Below are 555 nucleotides of genomic sequence, written 5' to 3'. Positions count from 1 at the left end.
CAACCCTTAATTCATAGATTATTTGCGCTTTGTCCTGTTCTGTGACTTTTCCTTTTCTTGAATTAAGGCATGTAACTTTTTTAAGTAGGCATTCTCCATGCACAGTCGCTCATTTTCAGCTCGTAACGCTTCTTCTGAACCTTCTATCAGTTGATCTTTCTTTGGTTTTTTATTCATAGGTGGACGCCCCTTTTTCTTTGGTAGTAGAGCGTCAATCCCCTGTGTTTCAAATAAATCTTTCCAATTTCCAACTGTGGTAGAAGCAGGAATGTTAAACGCTAAAGCTGCTTCGTCGATGGACGCTCCCATCTCGTTTATATAATTAAGTACGTCCATTTTAAACTCAACAGAATAGTTTGTATAGGTTGTTTGAAAAGCTGCCAATCCATGTTCACGAAACTTCGCAATCCATTTTTTTAACATAGTCATATTTACATTCTGGTTTTGAGCTGTCACTTTAAAGGATTCTGTACCGTTAAGGTACGCATGAACAGCTGTTAATTTCGTTTCTAAAGAATATTTAGTCATAAAGAAACACCCCAATTGTTAGATTTT

1 protein-coding gene is annotated in these 555 nt (G+C 36.6%); it reads right to left on the bottom strand.

What is annotated here, in order from left to right:
- Nucleotides 1–18: 18 nt before the first annotated feature.
- On the bottom strand, nt 19–528 hold the full coding sequence (locus tag BFA01S_RS21600; protein WP_066235707.1) for a helix-turn-helix domain-containing protein: 510 nt from the start codon (nt 526–528) through the stop codon (nt 19–21).
- Nucleotides 529–555 lie beyond the last annotated feature (27 nt).

This window comes from Metabacillus fastidiosus NBRC 101226 (genome assembly GCF_001591625.1).
Classification (GTDB): Bacteria; Bacillota; Bacilli; order Bacillales; family Bacillaceae; genus Metabacillus; species Metabacillus fastidiosus.
This window is presented reverse-complemented; position numbering and strand designations above follow the sequence as displayed.